This window comes from Phytopseudomonas flavescens (assembly GCF_900100535.1).
GTDB lineage: Bacteria > Pseudomonadota > Gammaproteobacteria > Pseudomonadales > Pseudomonadaceae > Aquipseudomonas > Aquipseudomonas flavescens.
The window spans coordinates 283,437-300,348 of record NZ_FNDG01000003.1 but is presented as its reverse complement, the minus strand read 5'-3'; the positions used below and the strand labels follow the sequence as shown (position 1 = coordinate 300,348).

Annotated in this window: 14 protein-coding genes; 8 read left to right on the top strand and 6 right to left on the bottom strand. The window is 66.0% G+C overall.

What is annotated here, in order from left to right; all coding sequences use genetic code 11:
• Positions 1-328 precede the first annotated feature (328 nt).
• Entirely contained in the window at positions 329-1,942 is a 1,614-nt protein-coding gene (locus BLR94_RS05500; RefSeq protein ID WP_084303759.1) for an ABC-F family ATP-binding cassette domain-containing protein, read from the top strand.
• A 73-nt stretch (positions 1,943-2,015) separates the two neighbouring features.
• Here BLR94_RS05500 and BLR94_RS05495 read toward each other — a convergent pair whose 3' ends face one another.
• The 3 genes from BLR94_RS05495 to BLR94_RS05490 all read right to left on the bottom strand — a co-directional run bounded on the left by BLR94_RS05495 (position 2,016) and on the right by BLR94_RS05490 (position 4,260).
• Complete coding sequence (locus tag BLR94_RS05495) at positions 2,016-3,104, bottom strand: 3-deoxy-7-phosphoheptulonate synthase (RefSeq protein WP_175154211.1); 1,089 nt, start codon at positions 3,102-3,104, stop codon at positions 2,016-2,018.
• Positions 3,105-3,374: 270 nt separating this feature from the next.
• A complete protein-coding gene (locus BLR94_RS28150) occupies positions 3,375-3,506 on the bottom strand; it encodes a hypothetical protein (RefSeq protein WP_279615842.1) in 132 nt (43 codons plus the stop codon).
• Positions 3,507-3,681: 175 nt separating this feature from the next.
• Complete coding sequence (locus BLR94_RS05490; RefSeq protein WP_084303758.1) at positions 3,682-4,260, bottom strand: LOG family protein; 579 nt, start codon at positions 4,258-4,260, stop codon at positions 3,682-3,684.
• A gap of 122 nt (positions 4,261-4,382) precedes the next feature.
• Here BLR94_RS05490 and BLR94_RS05485 point away from each other — a divergent pair, with 122 nt between their 5' ends.
• From BLR94_RS05485 to BLR94_RS05475, 3 genes are all read left to right on the top strand, one after another.
• Positions 4,383-5,390, top strand: a complete 1,008-nt coding sequence (locus BLR94_RS05485) for a magnesium chelatase ATPase subunit I (RefSeq protein WP_084303757.1) — start codon at positions 4,383-4,385, stop codon at positions 5,388-5,390.
• Between the two features lie 26 nt (positions 5,391-5,416).
• Entirely contained in the window at positions 5,417-6,055 is a 639-nt protein-coding gene (locus BLR94_RS05480) for a vWA domain-containing protein (RefSeq protein WP_084303756.1), read from the top strand.
• Positions 6,056-6,360: 305 nt separating this feature from the next.
• Positions 6,361-7,728: a leucine-rich repeat-containing protein kinase family protein gene (locus BLR94_RS05475; RefSeq protein ID WP_084303755.1), complete on the top strand. Its 1,368-nt coding sequence runs from the start codon at positions 6,361-6,363 to the stop codon at positions 7,726-7,728.
• A gap of 10 nt (positions 7,729-7,738) precedes the next feature.
• On the opposite strand, the gene BLR94_RS05470 is transcribed toward BLR94_RS05475, so the two are convergent.
• Both BLR94_RS05470 and BLR94_RS05465 read right to left on the bottom strand, forming a co-directional pair.
• Positions 7,739-8,497, bottom strand: a complete 759-nt coding sequence (locus tag BLR94_RS05470; protein WP_139207417.1) for a hypothetical protein — start codon at positions 8,495-8,497, stop codon at positions 7,739-7,741.
• 63 nt (positions 8,498-8,560) lie between these two features.
• Positions 8,561-9,499: a helix-turn-helix transcriptional regulator gene (locus BLR94_RS05465; RefSeq protein WP_084303869.1), complete on the bottom strand. Its 939-nt coding sequence runs from the start codon at positions 9,497-9,499 to the stop codon at positions 8,561-8,563.
• A gap of 147 nt (positions 9,500-9,646) precedes the next feature.
• Here BLR94_RS05465 and BLR94_RS05460 point away from each other — a divergent pair, with 147 nt between their 5' ends.
• From BLR94_RS05460 to BLR94_RS05450, 3 genes are read left to right on the top strand one after another with little or no spacing between them, the layout of a single operon-like run.
• A complete protein-coding gene (locus tag BLR94_RS05460; RefSeq protein WP_084303753.1) occupies positions 9,647-10,036 on the top strand; it encodes a hypothetical protein in 390 nt (129 codons plus the stop codon).
• Positions 10,020-11,240 carry an MFS transporter gene (locus BLR94_RS05455; protein WP_084303752.1) on the top strand — a complete coding sequence of 407 codons (1,221 nt, stop codon included), beginning with the start codon at positions 10,020-10,022 and terminating at the stop codon, positions 11,238-11,240. The genes BLR94_RS05460 and BLR94_RS05455 overlap by 17 nt, the downstream gene beginning before the upstream one ends.
• Positions 11,241-11,260: 20 nt before the next feature.
• On the top strand, positions 11,261-13,531 hold the full coding sequence (locus BLR94_RS05450; protein ID WP_167359715.1) for a TonB-dependent receptor: 2,271 nt from the start codon (positions 11,261-11,263) through the stop codon (positions 13,529-13,531).
• A 4-nt stretch (positions 13,532-13,535) separates the two neighbouring features.
• Here BLR94_RS05450 and BLR94_RS05445 read toward each other — a convergent pair whose 3' ends face one another.
• Positions 13,536-14,849: an MFS transporter gene (locus BLR94_RS05445; protein ID WP_084303750.1), complete on the bottom strand. Its 1,314-nt coding sequence runs from the start codon at positions 14,847-14,849 to the stop codon at positions 13,536-13,538.
• 265 nt (positions 14,850-15,114) lie between these two features.
• Here BLR94_RS05445 and BLR94_RS05440 point away from each other — a divergent pair, with 265 nt between their 5' ends.
• Positions 15,115-16,863 (top strand): sensor histidine kinase, encoded by a 1,749-nt coding sequence (locus tag BLR94_RS05440; protein ID WP_090423658.1) that lies wholly within the window; start codon positions 15,115-15,117, stop codon positions 16,861-16,863.
• The last annotated feature ends 49 nt before the right edge of the window (positions 16,864-16,912 follow it).

Below are 16,912 nucleotides of genomic sequence, written 5' to 3'. Positions count from 1 at the left end.
CTTGAAGCTGCCTTCAGTTGTAGGGTGGACGACGCTTCACCTACGCGGCCCGATCCGTCCACCGCTTTACGATCGCAATGGTGGACAAAAAGAGCGTTGTCTACCCTACGCAGGGAACGGCGCTTCTGCCTTGAAGCTACCTTCAGCGCTTTTGGGGTTTTACGAGTCTCCTCGGTTGCCCTGGCCAGAACTTGGGTTTAGCCTACCCGCTCATTCCCCTCCAGGAGTTTCGTCCAATGCGCCAGTAATGCCGTCGTGTCCGCACGACCTGTGATCGTCCGCCGCGGCCTCGTGCCTCGGGTTTTCACGGCATTGCCTGGAGTCATCCATGACGAACTCGCCTGTTATCGCGCTCGAGCGCGTGTCCTTTGATTTTTCCAACGGTCAGCCGCTGTTCGATGAGCTGAGCGAAACCTTCGATGCCCGCCATACCGGCCTGGTGGGGCGCAATGGCACCGGCAAGAGCGTACTCGGCCGCCTGCTCGCGGGGCTGTTGCAGCCGACCGCCGGGCGTATTTTGCGGCAGGCCCAGGTTGCCTACCTGCCTCAGGACATCGAGCTGGCCGAGGGTGCTCGGCTGGTCGACCTGACGGGTTTCGCTGCGCCTTACGATGCACTGTGTCGGGTGACTGACGGGCGCATGGGCGAAGACGATATCGAGCTGCTCGAAGGCCGCTGGGATACCGCCGAGCGCCTGTGTAGCGCATTGCATGAGGAGGGCCTTGGCCACCTCTCGCTGCAAACTCCGGCCAACCGGCTCAGCGGCGGTGAGCGCACGCGGGTGGCGCTGCTCGGTATGTTTCTCAGCGGTGCCGATCTGTTGATTCTCGATGAGCCCAGCAATCACCTCGATGGCCTCAGCCGCCAGCGGCTCTATCGACGCTTGCAACAGTGGCCGGGTGGCTTGCTGGTGATCAGCCATGATCGCGAGTTGCTCGACCGCATGCAGCGCATCGTCGAGCTATCGCCAGGCGGGCTGCGTGCCTACGGCGGCAATTACAGCGTGTACCGAGACTGCCTGTTGCGTGAGCGTCAGGCCGCCCAGCATACGCTGGAGCACGCCCGTACCGAGCGCAAACGGGGTGAACGGGAACTGCAGGCGCAGCAGCAACGTCAGCAGCGGCGCACCGCCAGCGGAGCGCGTGGCGCACGGGACAGCAACCAGGCGCAGATCCTCCTGGATCGCCAGAAGAGCCGCAGCGAGGCCAGCGCCGGGCGGCTGCAGCAGCGCCTGCTAGAGGCCCGTAGCGGACTCGAAGGCGCGGTGCGCGAAGCCGCAGCGCGGGTCGACGAGAACCTGAAGATCGAGCTGCATGGCAGCGTTGCCAGCCTGCCCGAGGGCAAGCGGGTGCTGAGTCTGCGTGGCGTGCAGGCGCCGTTCTCGGGCGCCGTCCTGCCGGATATCGAGCTGTTCGGCCCGCGCCGGCTCGCCATCACCGGGCCCAACGGTTGTGGCAAGTCGAGCTTGCTGGCGATGCTCGCGGGGCGGCTTTCAGCCGTTGCCGGCGAGTGTCGGGTCGAGGTGCCTCTGGCCTACCTGGATCAGCAGCTGTGCTGCCTGCAGGCGGCGCAAAGCGCGCTCGATCACCTGCGTCGCTGCAACCCCGCATTGCCCGAAGCGATTGCCCGCACCCGCCTGATGCACCTGGGGCTGGATGCCCATCGGGCACTGCAGCCCAGCGCACGGCTGAGCGGCGGTGAACGCCTCAAACTGGCGCTTGCCGGGGTGATCGATAGCGAACCGGCAGCGCCCCTGCTGCTGCTCGACGAGCCCGACAACCATATCGATCTCGACTCGCTGCTGGCCGTCGAAGCCATGCTGCGGGAATACCGTGGTGCGCTGATTCTGGTGTCCCATGACGCTGCGTTCATCGAGGCAGTGGCGATCACCGACCGCCTGCAGTGGACGACGCAGGGCTGGCAGTACCATCGGCTTTCGTAGCCCGAGGTTGAGCGCAGCGATACCCGGGGAAGGGTGTCCTGGGTATCGCTGCGCTCAATGCCAGGCTACGGGGTCAGACCAGGTGGCGCATGCGCACGGCGGCGTCGATCAGCATGCGTTCGGTAGCGGTCCAGCCGAGGCAGCCGTCGGTGATCGACACGCCGTGGCGCAGCTCGCCGCCCAGGCTCTGAGCGCCGTCGAACAGGTGGCTTTCGATCATCACCGCACGCAGGGCGCCGTCGCCGGCGAGGCGCTGGTCGAGCACGCTGCGCAGCACCTCGGGCTGGCGCAGCGGGTTCTTGCCGCTGTTGGCGTGGCTGCAGTCAACCATGATTCGCGGCGCGATGCCCTGGCGCTCCAGCTCGGCGCGGGCAGTGGCGACGCTGGCAGCGTCGTAGTTCGGCGCGCCGTGGCCGCCGCGCAGCACCAGGTGGGTGTCCGGGTTGCCCTGGGTCTGCACCAGTGCCGGGCGGCCGTGGCCATCGACGCCGAAGTGCTGGTGCGCATGGGCCGCCGAGCGCATGGCGTCGCAGGCGATGCCGAGGCTGCCGTCGGTGCCGTTCTTGAAGCCCACCGGCATCTCCAGACCGCTGACCAGCTCGCGGTGCACCTGGGATTCGCTGGTGCGTGCGCCAATCGCCGCCCAGCCGAGCAGGTCGTCGAAGTACCCAGCCACCAGCGGCTGCAGAATCTCGCTGGCCAGTGGCAGGCCAAGCTCCAGCAGGCGCAGCATCAGCTGCCGCGAACGGCGCAAGCCTTCGGCCATGTCGCCGCTGCCATCCAGCGCCGGATCGTAGACCAGGCCCTTCCATCCCACCGTGGTACGCGGCTTTTCGACGTAGGCGCGCATCACCAGCAGCAGGCGATCACCCACTCGCTGGCTGAGGGCGGCCAGGCGCTCGGCGTATTCGAGTACGGCGGCGTCGTCGTGCAGGGAGCAGGGGCCGACCACCACCAGCAGACGCGGGTCGTGGCCATCGAGAATGGCGCGGATCGAGTGGCGCTGTTGCTGCACCTGGCGCGCGCGGGCGGCGCAGAGGGGCAGCGCTTCGCGCAACTGGGTGGCGCTGGGCAAGGGCGAGGTCTGGCGGCGGGTCTTGGTGTCGACCCGATGCAGATCGGCGGATTGGGCGGTGCAGCGGGACTTGACGGCTACGGACATGGTGGTTTCCTCGGCCGGCGCGGACGTTACCGCGCGCGGCGCACTATCGGGCTCGATGGGATGTTCGATTGAGTGGATGAGCAGCGCGGCTGCCGGTAAATCGCCAGCTGTAGCGGTAATCGTTTTGGTAGGTGGCGTAGGCGGTCATGGTGAAATCCTCTGTGAACAATCGATGTGCCAAAAAAACGAAACCCCCGGTCGGGAGGCCGACCGGGGGTTTCGAGAAACTGTCTGGTGGCGACCCTGAGTTGCTAGGGCGCCTGTGGGGTATCAGGCGCGCCTGTGGCTAAACCAATACCCATAAAAATACGCAGCCGCCGCGACCACGGATGCCTGGGCACGCGCGATCGCGATGCAGGCTGCATCGAGGCGGGTAGCGTTCAGGATCAGGGATGTGGACATGCAAGGCTCCGTTGAATGGGCTCGACGTTAATTCATCGCGGGGGTCGATTGCAAGCGCAGCCAACACAGCATATCGGCCTCGTAGGGTGGGGCGGGGCGCTTAGCCGACGCTTCATCCGCTCACCCTCAGGCCCCTCGGTGGACAAGAAAAGCGTTGTCCACCCGACACACTGTCTCAAGTTTCCTGCCGGCCGATCCACTTGCCCACCTGGGGCGCCTCGTAGCCATGGATCGCCGTCAGCAGCGCCTCGATACCCGGCTCGACGATCAGCATCTCGCGGTGCGGTGCCTTGACGAAGGCTTCGTCGACCATGTGATCGAGAAAGGCGGCGAGGCGGTCGTAGTAGCCATTGATATTGAGCAGTGCGCAGGGTTTGCGGTGGTGGCCCAGTTGTGCCCAGGTCCATACCTCGAACAGTTCTTCCAAGGTGCCCACGCCGCCGGGCAGGGCGATGAAACCATCGGACAATTCGGCCATCAGCGCCTTGCGCTGGTGCATGGAGTCGACGATTCGCAGGTCATCGAGGCCGGTATGGGCCACTTCCTTTTCCCACAGCGAACGCGGAATCACGCCGATCACCTCGCCGCCGGCCTCGAGCGCCGCGTTGGCCACGGCGCCCATCAGGCCGACGGACGCGCCGCCATACACCAGGCCGATGCCGGCTTTGGCGAGCGTTTGGCCGAGGCGGGTAGCCGCCTCGATATAGACGGGATTGGTGCCCGCATTGGAACCGCAGAAAATGCACAGGCGCATCTGAGTCTCCCTGGATAAATCGCACGCGACAGCATCGCGAAACCGCCGACATTAGCAGAACAGCGGGGTGGGATTCGACCGCCCGCTGCTACAATGGCGGCTTTGCTCAGCCGGATTGCGCCATGACCGATAACGCCCACTTCCCCCTTGCCGCCGTGGTCGCTGCCGACTCGCTGAAGTTGGCGCTGTGCCTGGTGGCGGTCGATCCGGCAATCGGCGGGGTGCTGATCGAAGGCCCGCGGGGCATGGCCAAATCGACCCTGGCCCGTGGCCTGGCCGAGCTGCTGGAGAGCGGCGTGTTCGTTACCCTGCCGCTGGGTGCCAGCGAGGAGCGCATCGTCGGCACGCTCGATCTGGACGCTGCCCTTGGTGAAAGCCGCGCGCAGTTCTCACCCGGCCTGCTGAGCAAGGCCGATGGTGGGGTGCTGTATGTGGATGAGGTCAATCTGCTGCCCGATCATCTGGTCGATCTGCTGCTCGATGCGGCGGCCAGTGGCGTCAACCATGTCGAGCGTGACGGTATCTCTCATCGCCACAGTGCGCGCTTCATCCTGATCGGCACCATGAACGCCGAAGAGGGCGAGCTGCGCCCGCAACTGCTCGACCGCTTCGGCCTCAACCTGGCGCTGGACGGCCAGCCGCAACCGGGGGCGCGGGCCGACATCGTCCGCCGCCGCCTGGCCTTCGATGCCGATCCCCAGGCGTTCATCGCGCAGTGGGCCGAGCAACAGGCGGCACTGGCGCAGCGCTGCGTGCAGGCGCGTGCCCGGGTGGCGCGCATTGCACTCGACGATCAGGCGTTGGAGGCGATCACCAGCCGCTGTTTCGAGGCGGGTGTCGATGGGTTGCGTGCCGATCTGGTCTGGTTGCGCGCGGCCCGTGCCCATACGGCCTGGCGTGGCGCGACGGGTATCGAGCCTGTGGATATCGATGCGGTCGAGGACTTCGTGCTGCGCCATCGCCGTCGGCATACGCCCCCCCGGCAGCAGGCTCAGCCGCCGGCCAGCCCTCTCGCCCAGGCGCCGAGCGAGCAGCCCGCCGCGGGCGACGGTCAGTGGGGCGAGTTGCCGCCGCAAGCGCAAACCGCCGGCGAGCGCCGTGAACCGCCGCGCTGGGCAAAAAAGCCCTGAGCATCCCCCCGCGCGCCAGAGCGGGGATGGATGCGAAGCCGGCTCCCGGCAAACAGGCACAGGGCCGCCGTGGTGCCAGGCAGCGTGGCACGAGCGGCGCCATCGACTGGCTCGCCACCTTGTTGCAAGGCAAGCCGAAGCGTCGCGCGGATGTGCAGCATCGGCCCCGAAGCAGCGCACCGACACAGCTATGGTTGATCGTCGTCGACGCTTCGGCCTCGACCCGGCGCCACGGTGCGCTGGGCAAGGCCAAGGGGCTGCTCGCCGAACTCTTCGAGCGGGCCTACCGGGAGCGCGTGCGGATCGCCGTGCTGGACGCCCAGGGAGCACGACCGCAATGGCACTGGCAGGGCCAGAAGGCGTCCGGCGCTCTGCAGCAATGGCTGGTGGAGCTCGGGGCCGGTGGTGGCAGCCCGTTGATCCCGGCATTGCAGGAAGCCCATGGCTGGCTGCAGCGGCGTCAGCGTCTCAAGCCGGGTGAGGAGCAACGCCTGCTGGTGGTCACCGACGGGCGCTTGCGGGAATGGCCAGCCCTGCCGCCCAGCCCCTGTCCGGTGACACTGGTGGATATCGAATGCGCGCCGATCCGTCTGGGCCGCGCCGCGCAACTGGCAGATGAGCTGGGCGCCGAGTACCGGCACATCGACTCGCTAGGGTCTGTCTGAAAAGTCTCCGAGCGAAGGTCAGGCGAGGCAAAAATCGGTGAGGAACGGACTGGGCTCGCATTCGAGTTTACGAGCTGTAAATGAGCATTCCGAACCGATTTTTAACGAAGCATCACCGAGCGCAGGTACTTTTCGGACAGAGCCTAGGCCCCGTGGTACGACGCTGACCCCGCCGCTGGCCTGTCGCAACGCGTGCCTTTCGGCAACTGTTCGGCAAACGGGAAATTTTTCTTCTGGGCACTGGGTGGCCAAGGGCCATGATCGCTTAGAATGGCAGGCTCCTTCCTGCCCGAGCCTGCGCCAGCATGCATACCCTCGATCAATTGCGTGCCGGCCAGCTCCATGGCATCACCCGTCTCGACCTGTGCGCCGCGCTGGAGCGGTTTCCCGAGGAAATCTACACGCTGGCCGACAGCCTCGAAGTGCTCAATCTAAGCGGCAACCTGCTGAGCGATTTGCCCCACGACCTGCACCGGCTGCATCGTCTGCAGGTGTTGTTCTGCTCCAACAATCGCTTCGAGCACGTGCCGGAGTCGGTGGGTCGCTGCCTGTCGTTGCGCATGGTGGGCTTCAAGTCCAACCGTATTCGTGAGTTGTCCGAGAAGGCCCTACCTCCGCACCTGCGCTGGCTGATCCTGACCGACAACTGCCTGGAGAGTCTGCCTGAAGCCCTCGGCGACTGCGTCGAACTGCAGAAACTGATGCTCGCCGGCAATCGCCTGAGTGCATTGCCCGCCAGCCTGGCGCGCCTGGAGAAGCTGGAGCTGCTGCGCATCGCCGCCAATCGACTGCCTGGCTTGCCGGATGCGCTGCTGGATCTGCCCCGCCTGGCCTGGCTGGCCTACGCCGGTAATCCTTTCGACAGCAGTGCGGCATTCGAGTCCCTGGCACCCGAGGTGCCGTGGCAGGAGTTGCAGGTGGGTGAGGTGCTGGGTCAGGGCGCGTCCGGCATCATTCACCATGCCCGCTGGCAGCGGCCGGATGGCGCGTGCGAGGCCGTGGCGCTCAAACTGTTCAAGGGCCAGATGACCAGCGACGGTACCCCGGACAGCGAAATGCGCGCCTGCCTCGCCGCCGGGCGTCACCCGAATCTGATCGACGTACTCGGGCGCCTCGCTGCGGCACCCGAAGGCGAGCAGGGGCTGCTACTGGGTCTCGTCGATCCGCGGTTCAGCACCCTGGCCGGGCCGCCGAGCCTGGAAAGCTGCAGCCGTGACACCTATCCGTCAGCCTGGCGGGCGCCCTTCGCTCAGGCGTTGCGAGTGGTCTGCGGCATCGCCTCGGCGTTGCGTCACCTGCATGCGCAGGGCATTTCCCACGGCGACCTCTACGGCCACAACATCCTGCTCGATGACGCTGGCGAGGTGCTGCTCGGTGACTTCGGTGCCGCGTCGTTCCAGCCCCCGGCGGCCCCCTGGCAACACGCGGCCGTGCAGCGCATCGAGGTGCGCGCCTTTGGCATCCTGCTCGAAGAGTTGCTCACCCGCAGCGAAGTGCCCGCGCTCTACGCGGCGCTGCTGGAAGAGCTGGTGATGCGTTGCCAGCAGCCGCAGGTCAGTGCCCGCCCCGACTTCATCGAAATCGATACGACGCTGGCGCGTCTGTTGGCCATGCAATCGGGCAACCGCGATGAGTCGAGCGCATGCGTCGAGACCGGTTTGCTGCCGATCTGATTTTACCCGGTCATTCGGTGTAACGCAGCACCAGCAGCTCGCGGTTCTCGATACTGTCCGCGAACAGTGCCCGAACCGGCGCCCCGTTGTCCTCGCGGGCATACAGGCGGCTCAGCAGATCGAGCAGGCTGGCGGTCTGCGCCTGATCCAGGGCCCGTGAGCGACGAAAGGCGATGAGGCTGGCGCCGATGCCGAACAGGGCATAGCCGTAGTGGTTTTCCAGATGCTCGGCCAGGCGGAAATTCTCTTGAGGCGACAGGTCGCTGGAAAAGTAGCCATTGGCGAAGCCGTAGATGGCCTCGCAGGCGCGCTGTACGGGAATCCGCAGCAGATAGCATTCATCATCGAGCACCGAGACAAGGTCGGTATTGGCAGCCACCAGGTCGGCGAGGCTGTCTTCATCCACACGCAGATCCTTGGCGAACAGGTCGTCGAAGGAGGTCTCCTGCAGTTTGCGTTCGGCACCCAGGCGACGAATGTGCAGGCGTTGTTGCAGCGACAGGTCGTCCCGTGGATAGCCATCTTCCAGCCAGGTCGCGTCGATCCCCGCCTCCTGCAGCCAGTCGCCGCTGTCCAGATCATGGCGGTTGCTCGCATGCATCGCGGTGTAGAGCGCCTGGCCCAGATCATCCAGGGTGAACAGATGGCGATGCCCGTCGGGCACATCGTCATAGACGCTCAGTAGCTCTTCCAGCGAGGCCGGCTGGTGCAGCCGGAAGCATTGGCCCAGCAGGTGGCCGTCGGGCTCATGTACGGGATCGAGTCGCATGGGGGCACCCATTGGAACGAGGAGGGGCTCCATCATAGCGTCCCCTTGCCGCCCGGCGCCCGCTCAGTGCCTGGCTTGCGAGGGGGGAAACCCGTACTGGCGCTTGAAGGCGGCGCTGAAACTGCTGAGGTGTTCGTAGCCGGCCAGGTTGGCGGCCTCTTCGATCGACAGTGACTGCTGGCGGATGGCGCGGTAGGCCTGCTCCAGGCGGCGCCTGCGCAGATAGGCGGCGATGGTGATGCCATTGCGGGCGCGAAAGCCGTTCTGCAGATCGACCGGGTTGGTACCCAACTGCCGGGCCATCTGGCTGATGCTCAAGCGATCGGCTTCACCGCTGTCGAGCCATTCCTTGAGGCGCAGCAGGCGGCGATCGAGGCGTGCGACCGTGCGTTTCAGCGGCACGGGTGCTTCGATGGTCTGCAGCACTTCGGTGGCGAAATCCAGCGCGAAACTTTCCCGGCGCATGCTTTGCACGAGCGGGTGCCGATCATTCTGGGTCATCAGCCGATGGGCCCGTTGCAGGATGTCGGCAGAGGGCTGCCAGGGCTGCTGTTGCCAGTGCGTACGGCTGAATGTGCGCAGGTTGCTGTCGTGCTCGAACTGGTTGAGCCAGTCTGGACTGAAGCACAGGCAGAGCTTGGTTTCCTGGCGACCCTTGCGCCAGTGACGGTGAAACTGGTCGCTGTCGGTCAGGTTCACCAGCATGGCGTTATAACGACCCGGGCGGGCATCGAAATACTGGCGTTGGCCGGCCATGCTGACATCCGCCTGGCCCTGAAGCAGAAAGGCGGCGGTGATGCCGCTAGGCAGCAGGTTTTGGCTGTCGCCATCGATCAGGTCTTCGCTGTGGCTGATGTACAGCACCAGGCCATTGCCCAGCGCCTGAACGGCCTGCTCGCCGCTGAGCACGGGGAAGTCGTTGGGTATTTCGCGTTGGAAGCGTACGTCACCGCCCTGGGCATGGGCGACGGCATCGAGCTGACCCCTGGTGAATACAGGCATGGGCTGCATCCGGATAAATGTCGTAAGGGCTAAATCTTCCTTTTTTTAGCCTAAGCGAGCAACACTATTCGGAATTATTCTCATGTGCGTCTACTCGCCACAGGCCATCTCCTGGGGTGACTCTCTTCGTCGTGAAAGGGCAATACCGTGGGGTTGAACATCACGGAAACGGTGGTGGTCGAGGCCGTTTTCCACAGGGCCGTCAGTGCCGCGGAAATACGCGATTGGCTGGCGTGCATCGAGCAGTTGATCGAGCGTCAGCAACCCTTCTTCTTCGTTTCCAGCACGCTGGCCGACACCGAGCTTGCGGATGATTATCGGGCCATTCAAGCCGCCTGGTACAAGCGCCACAAGCCCGCCTTCCGGAGCACCTGCCGGGGGCTGGTGCGTATCGCAGGCGACGCCGAGGAACGCGCGCGGCTCGATACCCCGGCGCTACACGCCGCCTGGGGCGTGCCTTATTTCGTGACCCTGGAACGTGAGCAGGGTTTTCAGTGGATCGCCGAGCGCATGGTGAGCGATGCAACAGTCCAATGATCTCACGCCGGTAACGCGGCTGAGCCTGACGGTCATCGTCGTGCTCTACCTGGCTCACGCGTTACCGCTGTACTTCTTCAATGTGGCGCTGCCAGCCATCCTGCGCAGCCAGGGCGTCGATCTGCGCTGGATCGGCATGCTCGCCCTGCTGTACATCCCCTGGGCGTTCAAGTTTCTCTGGGCGCCGCTGGTCGACCGCTACTACCTGCATGTACTCGGCCGGCGTCGCACCTGGCTGTGGCTGACCCAGGCAGCCCTGGTGGCCGGCCTGCTGGCCCTGGCGGTGAGCGGGCTCGAGCATGGCCTGTTGCTGTTCGTGCTGATCGGCCTGTGGATATCTACCTTCGCCGCGACTCAGGACATCGCCATCGACGGCTATACGGTCGAGTCGCTGGCAACCGAGGAGCACCGCCTGGGCAGCATGGCGCAGAGCATGGGCGTGGCACTGGGCAGCATGCTCGGCGGTGCCGGCGTGCTCTGGCTGTATCAGGCCGCTGGCTGGCAGACCGCGTTGCTGACACTGGCAGCGATGGCCGCACTGCCCATGCTGGTGGTGGCACGCGTCGAAGAACGTCATTCGCCGGCCGCCGAGCGACCCAGCTTCATCCACACGTTGCGCCGCCCGGAAATGCGCTGGGCGCTGTTGCTGATCCTGCTCTACCGGGCGGTCGAGGCGCCGGCCATGGCCATGCTCACGCCGCTGCTGGTGGACCAGCAGTGGTCGCTGGCGCAGATCGGTGTGCTGATGTCGGTGGCCGGTGCCAGCATCGGCCTGTTGGCGGCGGTGCTGACCGCCAGGGCGCTGAAGACCCGGGCGCCCGAGGTGTTGCTGATTCGCGCCGGCTGGTGGCGCAGCGGCATCTACCTGCTGCTCGCCGCGTTGCTGGCCAGCGGCCTGGCTGCCACTTCGACGCCCTGGCTCGGCCTGGTGGTGCTGGCCACCCTGGCGTTGCGCTACATGGCGATGACCAGCCTCTATGCACTGTTCATGCGCCTGTGTTCACGCCAGCAGGCCGGTACCGACTTCACCGTGCTGGTGTGCTTCGAATTGCTGGTGTTCTTCATCGGCGGCTCGCTGTCCGGGTTCCTGGCCAAGGGGCTGGGCTACGAGACCTATTACCTGCTGCTGGGGGGGCTGTCGGTGCTCAGCGTGCTGGTCTGCAAACCGCTCATCAAGAAACTCTCTTCCGGCTTCGCGTCGTAACTTATCCACAGGGGAACATCATGCGGCATCTTTCGGCATCCATGCAGGTCACGCTTCTGAGTCTGGCGGTCAGTGCCCAGGTGTTCGCGCAGAGTGGCGAGCGCACGGGATCAGGCGGCAGCCAGGTCCGGGAACTGGGGCCGATGGTGGTGACGGCCACGCGTTCGGCCAAGCGCATTGCCGAGATCGCCGGCACGGTTTATGGCATCGAGCGTGAGCAAATCGCCGAGCAGGCGTCGGCTGGCCGTTCCACTGCCGATATCCTCGGCCAGTTGGTGCCGTCGTTGGCACCGAGCAGCGGCACCACCAGCAACTACGGCATGACCATGCGTGGGCGTACCGTACAGGTGATGATCGACGGTGTACCGCTGACCGGCTCCCGTGACGGTTCGCGCCAGCTCAATAGCATCAGCCCGGCAATGATCGAGCGTATCGAAGTGATCTCCGGTGCCACCAGCATCTACGGCGCCGGTGCCACCGGCGGCCTGATCAACATCATCACCCGCAATGCCGACGACGAAACCAGCGACTTCAGCAGCCGTATCGGCCTGCGCACGCCGGGGCGCGCGGCCCGCGACGCCATGGCCTACGAGGCTTCGCAGACCGCCGCCTTCCATCAGGGCGCGGTCAGCGGTTTCGCCGGTTTGAGCTACACCAAGCAGGGCGAGATCCGCGACGCCGATGGTGATCGCGTCGGCCCGGAAATCGCCCAGACCGACCGCCAGGACACCACCAGCTTCGACTTCAATGGCCGCCTGACCTGGCACCTCGATGACGACCAGCAACTGAGCGGCGGCGTGCGCTATTACGACGACGAACAGGATAGCGATTACGGCCCGGACTACGGCCCCAACCTGTCAGCCCTGCTGGTGCCCAACTACCAGCCCAGCCATGACGCGGTGGACGGCCTGCAGCTCGACGACCAGCCACGCACCCGCCATTACGGCGCCAACCTGCAATACCTCAACCGCGACCTGTTTGGCGGCCAGCAACTGACGGCCGAGATCTACTACCGCAAGGAGAAGTCGCGCTGGTTCCCGTTCGCCAGTCGCGCAGCGAATGCCGCGTTGCCCGGTGGCGTGGTCAACGTGGTGCTGCAATCGAGCACCGATATCGACGTGTGGGGCCTGCGCACCGCGTTGCAGAAGGGCTTCACCCTGGGCGGACGCGACCTGCAATTGACCTACGGCCTCGATCACGAGCGTGAGCAGGATCGTCAGGACGGCCAGTTCTACGATTTCAACCGCTTCTTCGCCAGCAATGGCCTGAATTACCGGGAAACCTATCGCGCGTCCATGGGCCCGGATGTCGAGGTGAGCAAGACCGGCCTGTTCCTGCAGGGCGACTACCAGCTAACCGAGCGCCTGAGCCTGCAGGCCGGGGTGCGCCGCGAAACCATCCGCAATGAGGTGGACGATTCCATCCCGTACGGCGAGGCGGTCACCGCTGCCAGCGTGGCTGGCTACCAGGCTCGTACCCTCGAGGGTGGCAACGTGCGCCACAGCGAAACGCTGTTCAACCTCGGCGCCGTGTACGCGCTGACCGATGCCCAGCAGTTGTTCGCCAACTTCTCCCAGGGCTTCAGCCTGCCCGACACCCAGCGCATGCTGCGTGACGTGCCCGCCAACTTCGTGATCGATAGCAGCAGCATCGACTCGATCAAGGTGAACAACTACGAGTTGGGCTGGCGCATCGGCGAAGCCGGCGGCGTGAATGCCGGTCTGACCGCGTTCTACAACACCTCCGACAAGGTGGTGCAGTTCAACCGTGACTTCAGCGTTTCGGTGGCCGACACCGACGAACGCGTGTGGGGCGCCGAGGGCAACCTGCAGGTGCCCGTCACCGAGCGCTGGACCCTGGGTGGTACCCTGGCCTACACCCGTGGCCAGTACAAGGACGCTGCCGGCGACTGGCGCGAACTGAACGCCTTCCGCGTCTCGCCGCTCAAGGCCACCCTCTACAGTGACTGGCGTTTCGCTGACGGCTATGGCGCACGTCTGCAGACGCTTACCGTGGGGGGCAGCGACCGTGCCTACGACGATGCCCAGGCCGCCGCGATCAGCCCGACCATCCGCGCCACGCCGGCGACGAAGATCCACGGCTACACCGTGGTCGACCTGATCGCCCACGCGCCCTGGCTTGGCGGCGAGGTCGGCTTCGGCGTCTACAACCTGGCCGATCGCGACTACAAGACCGTCTACGGCCAGCAGGCGGCAGCCACCTATGGCGCTATCTCCAGCCTGCCGGCACAGGGCCGCACCTTCGGCCTCAGCTACTCGGTGGCGTACTGATCGTTCAGGGCTGGTAGTCCAGCGAACGCTTCGACGACTCCGGCAGCGACAGGCCGCCTGCCAGAGCCAGCAGGGCGATGGCGATCAGGTAGAAGGCCGGCGACATGCGGTTGCCGGTCACCTCGATCAGCCAGGTGGCGACCAGTGGTGCGGTGCCGCCGAACACCGTGTAGGCCAGGTTGTAGGTGAAGGCCGACGCGGTGTAGCGCACCCGGGTGGGAAATTGTTCGGAGAGCAGCACGGCGGTCACCACGCCGCAGATCACCGCGCCGACCGCCAGCAGCATGGCGCCGATGGCCGAGGCCAGCAGGCTGCCCGACGCAGCCAGGGTGAAGGCCGGGTAGACCGCGACGATCAATGCCACTCCGGCGCTGAGGATGGTACGCAGGCGGCCCACGTGATCCGAATAACGGCCCACCAAGGGGCACAGCAAGGCGGCGAACAGCAGCGCCATCAGGCTGGCGAGCAGGGCTGTCGGCCGCGTCGCACCGCCGACCACCTGCATGTAGGTGGTCAGGTAGGTGGTGAACATGTAGAACGACAGCGCCGTGGCGGAGATGAAGGCCGACAGGCACAACACCGTGGCGCCGTGCTCGCGCAAGGTTTCGCGCAGTGGCGAGTGTTCCGGGTGCGCTTGCGCGGCCAGGGCCTGGAAGGCGGGCGATTCATCCAGGCGCAGGCGCATGTACAAACCCACCAGGCCCAGCGGTGCGGCGATCAGGAAGGGCACGCGCCAGCCCCAGGCCTGCATCTGCGTCTCGTCCAGCCGGAGGCCCAGGCCGAATACCAGACCTGCCGCGCAGGCGAAGGCCGCGAAGGTCGAAACCGGCACGAAGCTGCCATAGCGGGCCTTCTGGTCGGTCGGCGCGTGCTCCATGACGAAGGCGCAGGCGCCGGCGTATTCGCCGCCGGCAGAGAAGCCCTGCAGGCAGCGCGCCAGGGCCAGCAGCAGCGGTGCGACCAGGCCGATGCTGGCGTAGGTCGGCAGCAGGCCGATCAGGGTGGTGGCGGCGGCCATCAGCAGCACGGTGATCGACAGCACGCGCTTGCGGCCGATGCGGTCGCCGAGGATACCGAACACGATGCCGCCCAGCGGCCGCAGCGCGAACGACACGGCGAATACCGCGAAGGTCTGCAGCAGCGCCAGGGCCGGATCACCCGGTGGAAAGAACAGCGCGGCGATGGTCACGGCCAGGAAGCCGTACACGGCGAAGTCGAACCACTCGACGAAGTTGCCGATGGCCGACGCGGCGATCACCTTGCGCAAGGTGCCCGGATCGACAGGCATGGCCGGTTGTGGATAAGTGGTCGCGCGCATGGCTGCCCCCGCGTGGTCGTTGCAACGTGCGGACTCGCCTGGCCCGGGCCTTCGCGTCCATCTGTGGACAACTTACGTGGCTCTTACGCGCTGACGGGTACCGGGTACGACCCGGGGATAGTCGTGAGCGACACGGCCGGTGTGGTGGAACGCGAGGCACCCGTCGCGGTGGCGCTGTCGCCCGCCCCTGCCTGATGGCCATCGCCCACGCGACGGCCAGTCATTTCGGGCTAACATGCCGACACCACAAGAATTCGAGTCATGCATGACCGCCCTGTTTCTGCGCTATCGGATCCTTGCCATCGTGCTGCTGGTCGTCTTCGGCCTGGCGGCCAGCCTGTGGCTGGCCAGCCGCTATGCCGAGCAGCGCGCCTGGGAGGAACGCAGTAGCGAGGCCCACGGCCAGTTGCAGCTTTACGCGCAATCGATCCAGACCCTGGTCGACCGCTTCCGCTCCGTGCCGCAACTGCTGTCCATGGACGGCGACATCCAGGCGCTGCTGGAGGCGCCGGCCGATCCGCAGTTGCGCGACAAGCTCAACCGCCGCTTCGAATTGCTCAACGCCGCCGCTGGCGCCAGCGTGCTCTACCTGATCGACCGCCAGGGCCTCACCCTGGCGGCCAGCAACTGGAACGAGTGGAGCAGCTTCGTCGGCAGCAACTATGGTTTCCGCCCCTATTTCCAGGATGCCCTGCAGCGCACAGCAGGCCGCTATTTCGCGGTCGGGGTGACCACTGGCGTGCCCGGCTACTTCCTCTCCCATGCGGTCTACGACGATAACGGCGCGGTGATCGGCGTGCTGGTGGTCAAGCTGGAGCTGGAGGAACTGCAGCGTGAGTGGGTGGGCCAGCCCGGCGTGCTGCTGGTGGCCGACAGCTACGGCGTGGTGATCCTCAGCAGCCGGCCGGCCTGGCGTTTCCGCGCCCTGGATGAGCTGGACGAGCTCGATCACGCCGAGCTGCTGGAGGTGCGCAAGTACGCCGAGCGTCCCCTGGAGGTGCTGTCCACGGAGCCCGGCCCGTACTTCGAAGGCAATGCCGACTGGATGAACATCGACGGCCCCGATGGCCGGCAGACTTACCTGTGGCAGCGCCAGGAACTGGCCAGCGAAGCCTGGACGCTGCACCTGCTGATCGAGGAAAGCAGCCTGGGCGATACCGCCCGCAGCTATCGCCTGGCTGCGGCCGGCGTATGGCTGACCCTGGTGTTCCTGGTGCTGTTCCTGGTTCAGCGGCACAAGAACCAGCGCCTGCAGGCGAGCATCCGCGAGAACCTCGAACGTGAGGTGACCCTGCGTACCGCCGAGTTGCGCGAAGCCCAGGAAGGCCTGGTACATGCCGCCAAGATGGCGGCGCTGGGGCAGATGTCGGCGGCCATGGCCCATGAGATCAACCAGCCGCTGACGGCCATCCAGATGCACCTGGGCAGCCTCGGCCTGTTGCTCGACGGCGGCCGCGAGGGCGAGGTGCGCGAAGGCCTGATCCGTATCGACGGGCTGCTGCAACGCATGGCCAGCCTGACCGGCCACCTGAAGACCTTCGCCCGCAAGAGCCCGGCCGGGCTCGACGAGCGCCTGCTGCTCAGCGATGTGCTGGAACAGGCGCTGTTGCTGCTGGCGCCGCGCCTGCGCAGCGAGCAGGTGGAGCTGCACCGCGAGATCCGCAGCGAGGCGCGGGTGTGTGGCGATGCCATCCGCCTCGAACAGGTGATTCTCAACCTGCTCAACAATGCCCTGGATGCCATGCTCGACAGCCCCACCCCTGTGCTCGGCGTGGTCATCGAGCAGCAGGGCGACAGCTGCCTGCTGCAGGTCAGCGACAGCGGCGGCGGGATTACCGAGGAGCATCTGGGCAGCGTGTTCGAGCCGTTCTTCACCACCAAGCCGGTGGGCGAGGGGCTGGGGCTTGGCCTGGCGATTTCCTATGGCATCGTGCGCGATCTGGGCGGCAGTCTGGAGGTGCGCAATGGTCGCGAGGGCGCAGTGTTCAGCCTGCGCCTGCCCTGCGCAGGCTGAACACCTCGGCTCGTCAACTTCGTGTAACGATGCCGCGCCGGCCGTGCCG